Raw genomic sequence first — 5381 nt, forward strand, 5'->3', positions numbered from 1 at the left:
CGGGCCGAAGGCGACCTGGGTGCGGCTTCCGGTCAGCCGGTGGCCGGCGTCGTCGGCGACGGCCCGGACCGGTCCCTCACCCATCTCCCCGTCCAGCGCGACGGTGAGGATCTTCTCGCCGGCCACCGCCGGCGAACCCCACTGGTGCCGCAGGCCGTCGGAGCCGAATCGGGCCAGCGCACCGGCGCCCAGCACCACCGACTCCAGGTAGGGCACCGCGGCCAGCTGACGGCCGAGCGCGGTCAGGATCGCGGTCTGCTCCAGGACGTCGAAACCGCCGCCGCCCAGCGACTCCGGCGCGGCCGTGGAGAGGATGTCGGCCTCGCCGAGCGCCTGCCACAGGTCGCGGTCGAGGCGCCGGCCCGGCTCCAGCTCGTCGAGCCGGCGGTGGTGTTCCGGGGTGCAGATGCGGTCCGCGATGGTGCCGGTGAGATCACCGAGCTCGCGCGCCGCTTCGGTCGTCGAAAAGTCCATCGAAGTTTCCTTAGCCGGGGTCAGCGGTTTCGGGGCAGGCCCAGGGCGGTCATGCCGATGATGTCGCGCTGCACCTCGTTGGTGCCGCCGCCGAAGGTCAGGATCAGCGCCGCCCGGTGCATCCGTTCCACCCGGCCGCGCAGCAGCGCACCCGGCGAGTCCTGCCGGACGGTCGCTGCGGTGCCCAGCACCTCCATCAGCAGCCGGTAGGCCTCGGTGGCCAGCTCGGTGCCGAACACCTTGGCCGCCGAGGCATCGGCGGGGGACGGGGTGGTGTGCGCCGTCGAGGCAAGCTCCCAGTTGTACAGCTTGAGCACCTCGGCCTTGGCGTGCACCCGGGCCAGGTTGAGCTGCACCCATTCCGAGTCGATGATGCGCGCGCCGCCCACCCCTTTGGTGTTCTGCGCCCACTCCCGCACCTGGTCGAGCGCGAGGAAGATCGGCTGCGCCGAGACCAGCGCCACCCGTTCGTGGTTGAGCTGGTTGGTCACCAGCTTCCAGCCGGCGTTCTCCTCGCCGACCAGGTTGGTCACCGGCACCCGGACGTCTTGATAATAGGTGGCGCTGGTGTCCGGGCCGGCCATGGTGTGCACCGGCGTCCAGGAGAAGCCGTCGGCGCATGTCGGGACAATTAGCATAGAAATTCCGCGATGCCGCGGTGCTTCTTGGTTCGTGCGCACGGCCAGCCAGATGTAGTCGGCGTAGGCGATCAGTGACGTCCACATCTTCTGGCCGTTGATCACGTACTCGTCGGCGTCCCGCACCGCGGTGGTGCGCAGCGCGGCCAGGTCGGTGCCGGCGCCCGGCTCGGAGTAGCCGATCGCGAAATGCAGTTCGCCGGCCGCGATCTTGGGCAGGAAGAACGTCTTCTGCTCGTCGGTGCCGAACGCCATGATCGTCGGCGCAACGCTGTTGATGGTCAGAAACGGCACCGGAGCGCCGGCGATCGCGGCCTCGTCGGTGAAGATCAGCTGGTCCATCGCCGAGCGCGCCTGCCCGCCATACCTTTTCGGCCAGCCCAGGGCCAGCCAACCGTCGGCACCCAGCTGCGCGACGGTCTCCCGGTAGACGTTGCCGACGCCGTACTCGCCCTGGGTCGAGCTCAGCGCCTCGCGACGCTCCGGAGTCATCAGGCCGGTGAAGTACGAGCGCAGCTCGTCACGCAGCTCTTCCTGGTCAGGGGTGTAGCTGATCCGCATCGGTGGTCCCTACCTCCTCGACACGTTGTTGTAACACGTTCTAATCTTAGGGTCCAGCGGCCCTCGGCGTCGAAACCGGGCAGTGCGGGGTCGTATGGTGGCAGTAGTGGCCGATGGACCGGCCCGTCCCTGGTTTTCGAGGAGAAGCTGATGCGAGTTGAAGTCGACCTGGACCGGTGCGAGGGCAACGCCATCTGCGTTGGCATCGACCCCGATGTGTTCGAGCTCAACGACGACGAGCAGTGCCACGTCAAGGTCGCCCCGATCCCGGCGGACAAGGAAGACCACGCCATGCAGGCGATCGCGGAATGCCCGCGAGCCGCGCTGCGCCGGGTGGACGACTAGATCACCGAACTAGAGGTATTCGTAACGCCGGGGCCGATGTAGCGCGCCGGCGATGAGGAGAGACGGGCATACCTGAGATGACTGCGAACGACAACGCGACCGATCTGTCCGGAAAGGTCGCCGTGGTGACCGGCGCGGCCGCCGGGCTGGGACGCGCCGAAGCGATCGGGTTGGCCCGGGCCGGCGCCACCGTGGTCGTCAACGACATCGCGGCCGCGCTGCAGGCGTCGGACGTCATCGACGAGATCGCCGCCGCCGGCTCCAAAGGTGTGGCGGTGGCGGGCGACATCAGCCAGCGCAGCACCGCCGACGGGCTGCTGGCCCGCGCCGACGAACTGGGCGGGCTGGGCATCGTGGTCAACAACGCCGGGATCACCCGCGACAAGATGTTGTTCAACATGTCCGACGAGGACTGGGACGCGGTGATCGCCGTGCACCTGCGCGGTCACTTCCTGCTCACCCGAAACGCCGCGGCCTACTGGCGTGCCAAAGCCAAGGAGTCCAAGCAGGGGACCGTGTACGGCAGGTTGGTCAACACCTCCTCGGAGGCCGGGCTGGTCGGGCCGGTAGGGCAGGCCAACTACGGCGCCGCCAAGGCCGGGATCACCGCGTTGACGCTGACCGCGGCCCGGGCGCTGAGCCGCTACGGGGTCTGCGCCAACGCCATCTGCCCGCGGGCCCGCACCGCGATGACCGCCGACGTCTTCGGGGACGCACCGCAAGACGGCGACGTGGACCCGCTCTCGCCGGAGCACGTGGTGACCCTGGTCCGGTTCCTCGCCTCGCCGGCGTCGGCGGCGGTCAACGGCCAGGTCTTCATCGTCTACGGGCCGGGGGTGACGCTGGTGTCGGCGCCCAGCGTGGAGCATCGGTTCACCGCGGACGGCCCGGCCTGGAGCCCGGGGGAGCTCGGCGGCACGCTGCAGCGCTACTTCGCCGACCGCGATGCGACCCGGGGTTTCTCGGCGACACAGCTGATGGAGTAGTGCCCCAGGGCCGGGTCGGCACCCACTGAAACTCGTTACATGACCTGTGTTGCGTAATTGCTTGCGACCAGGACAAATAACTGGCTGAACTCGTTGTTTCCCCACCTTTGACACCGTGAACGTGTTCTAGTTAGCATGATGCGGCTCACACGGGCGGCCGTGCGATCGTCGAATCGCGTTCGCCGATTCCGGTGACCACCATTACAGTTTTCGCGGCGGCTATCGCTCAGCATGCCCTGCCGAGAGGGGGATCGACGTTGTTTCCTCGGCTCGCGGTTCCTGCTCGGGCCGTGGGCGGCTTCTTCGAGATGTCGATCGCGACGTTCCGGGGGATTTTCCGGCGTCCGTTCCAGCTCCAAGAGTTCCTCGAACAGACCTGGATGATCGCCCGGGTTTCGCTGCTGCCGACGCTGCTGGTCGCCATCCCGTTCACGGTGCTGGTGGCGTTCACGCTGAACATCCTGCTGCGCGAGATCGGCGCCGCCGACCTGTCCGGGGCCGGCACCGCATTCGGCACCATCACCCAGCTGGGGCCGGTGGTCACGGTGCTGGTGGTGGCCGGCGCCGGCGCCACCGCCATCTGCGCCGACCTGGGTGCCCGGACCATCCGCGAGGAGATCGACGCGATGCGGGTGCTCGGCATCGACCCGGTCCAGCGGCTGGTGGTGCCCCGCGCGCTGGCGTCGACGTTCGTCGCCCTGATGCTGAACGGGCTGGTCTGTGCGATCGGCTTGGCCGGCGGCTACGGGTTCTCGGTCTTCCTGCAGGGCGTCAACCCGGGTGCGTTCATCAACGGGCTGACGGTGCTCACCGGGCTCGGCGAGCTGATGATCTCCGAGATCAAGGCGCTGCTGTTCGGCACGGTCGCCGGCCTGATCGGCTGCTACCGCGGGCTCACCGCCAAAGGGGGGCCGCAAGGGGTGGGCAACGCGGTCAACGAGACCGTGGTCTACGCCTTCATCGGCCTGTTCGTCATCAACGTGGTGATGACCGCGATCGGCGTGCGGGTGTTGGTCAAGTGAGGCGGCGATGAGCTTCCGAAGACGACCGCGAGCGCGGTACGGGCGAGCGGGAGTCGAGCAATGAGCTACGACGCCACGCTGCGCTTCAAGCGGATCTTCCGCGGGTTCCCGCGCGCGGTCGACGGCTTCGGCGCGCAGGCGCTGTTCTACGGCGAGTCGATCCGCTATGTCCCCAACGCGCTGACCAAGTACCGCAGGGAGACGATCCGGCTGATCGCCGAGATCACCATGGGCACCGGCGCGCTGGCGATCATCGGCGGCACCGTCGGGGTGGCCACCTTCCTGACGCTGGCCTCCGGCGGCGTGGTTGCGGTGCAGGGCTTCTCCTCGCTGAGCAACATCGGCATCGAGGCGCTGACCGGCTTCCTGTCGGCGTTCCTGAACGTGCGGATCATCGCGCCGGTGGTGGCCGGGGTCGCGCTGGCCGCCACCATCGGCGCCGGCACCACCGCCCAGCTCGGCGCCATGCGGGTCGCCGAGGAGATCGACGCGGTCGAGTCGATGGCGGTGCATGCGGTGTCCTACCTGGTCTCCACCCGGCTGGTCGCCGGCCTGATCGCGATCATTCCGCTGTATTCGCTGTCGGTGCTGGCCGCCTTCTTCGCCGCCCGGTCCACCACCGTGTTCATCAACGCGCAGTCCTCGGGGCTCTACGACCACTACTTCGACAGCTTCCTCATCCCGACCGACCTGCTGTGGTCCTTCCTGCAGGCAATCCTGATGTCGATCGCGGTGATGCTGGTGCACACCTACTACGGCTTCAACGCGTCCGGCGGCCCGGTCGGGGTGGGCATCGCCGTGGGGCAGGCGGTGCGCACGTCACTGGTGGTGGTGGTTGTCATCACCTTGTTCATTTCGCTGGCCGTCTACGGCGGATCAGGTAACTTCAACCTTTCCGGCTGACCGAGGGGATACACAGGTGCGCAGGCGAACTCAGGCCAGGATTGCCGCGGCGATCCTGGGCTCGGTGCTGCTCGCGGCGTCGGTCTTCACCTACCTCGCCTACATCTCGGCGTTCAGCTCGACCGACACCATCACGGTGACCTCGGAACGGGCCGGGCTGGTGATGGAACGCGACGCCAAGGTCAAGTACCGCGGCGTGCAGGTCGGCAAGGTGGCGTCGATCGCCTACCAGGGCGATCAGGCCAAGTTGACCCTGGTGATGGACAGCGCCGAGCTGCGCTACATCCCGTCGAACGCGAAAGTGCACATCGCCAGCAACACCATCTTCGGGGCGAAGGCGGTGGAGTTCGTGCCCCCGCGCACGCCGTCGCCGAAACCGCTGAGGCGCGGCGACAACATCCAGGCCAGCGCGGTGCAGCTGGAGGTGAACACCCTTTTCCAGTCACTGACCG

Annotated in this window: 7 protein-coding genes; 5 read left to right on the forward strand and 2 right to left on the reverse strand. The window is 68.1% G+C overall.

The window, feature by feature from the left end:
- Both AC2VNT_RS07665 and AC2VNT_RS07670 read right to left on the reverse strand, forming a co-directional pair.
- Positions 1–474 (reverse strand): acyl-CoA dehydrogenase family protein (locus AC2VNT_RS07665; protein ID WP_486946283.1); only part of this gene is annotated, 474 nt, incomplete at its 3' end.
- Between the two features lie 20 nt (positions 475–494).
- Positions 495–1673 (reverse strand): acyl-CoA dehydrogenase family protein, encoded by a 1179-nt coding sequence (locus AC2VNT_RS07670; protein ID WP_486946284.1) that lies wholly within the window; start codon positions 1671–1673, stop codon positions 495–497.
- A gap of 150 nt (positions 1674–1823) precedes the next feature.
- Between AC2VNT_RS07670 and AC2VNT_RS07675 the strand changes: the two genes are divergently transcribed.
- The 5 genes from AC2VNT_RS07675 to AC2VNT_RS07695 form a co-directional block, all read left to right on the forward strand.
- Positions 1824–2018 carry a ferredoxin gene (locus AC2VNT_RS07675; protein ID WP_486946285.1) on the forward strand — a complete coding sequence of 65 codons (195 nt, stop codon included), beginning with the start codon at positions 1824–1826 and terminating at the stop codon, positions 2016–2018.
- Between the two features lie 77 nt (positions 2019–2095).
- Entirely contained in the window at positions 2096–3004 is a 909-nt protein-coding gene (locus AC2VNT_RS07680) for a 3-oxoacyl-ACP reductase (protein ID WP_486946286.1), read from the forward strand.
- A 257-nt stretch (positions 3005–3261) separates the two neighbouring features.
- Positions 3262–4026: an MlaE family ABC transporter permease gene (locus tag AC2VNT_RS07685; RefSeq protein ID WP_486946287.1), complete on the forward strand. Its 765-nt coding sequence runs from the start codon at positions 3262–3264 to the stop codon at positions 4024–4026.
- A 60-nt stretch (positions 4027–4086) separates the two neighbouring features.
- Positions 4087–4929 (forward strand): MlaE family ABC transporter permease, encoded by an 843-nt coding sequence (locus tag AC2VNT_RS07690; protein WP_486946288.1) that lies wholly within the window; start codon positions 4087–4089, stop codon positions 4927–4929.
- A gap of 16 nt (positions 4930–4945) precedes the next feature.
- The coding region (locus AC2VNT_RS07695; RefSeq protein ID WP_486946289.1) for an MlaD family protein at positions 4946–5381 on the forward strand (436 nt) is incomplete at its 3' end.

It is taken from the genome of Mycobacterium sp. TH-M15 (assembly GCF_057473705.1).

Excerpts from the sequence above, each read along its gene's own strand:
- AC2VNT_RS07670 (WP_486946284.1), bottom strand. The coding sequence starts at position 1,673 with ATGCGGATCAGCTACACCCCTGACCAGGAAGAGCTGCGTGACGAGCTG.
- AC2VNT_RS07675 (WP_486946285.1), top strand. The coding sequence starts at position 1,824 with ATGCGAGTTGAAGTCGACCTGGACCGGTGCGAGGGCAACGCCATCTGC.
- AC2VNT_RS07680 (WP_486946286.1), top strand. The coding sequence starts at position 2,096 with ATGACTGCGAACGACAACGCGACCGATCTGTCCGGAAAGGTCGCCGTG.
- AC2VNT_RS07690 (WP_486946288.1), top strand. The coding sequence starts at position 4,087 with ATGAGCTACGACGCCACGCTGCGCTTCAAGCGGATCTTCCGCGGGTTC.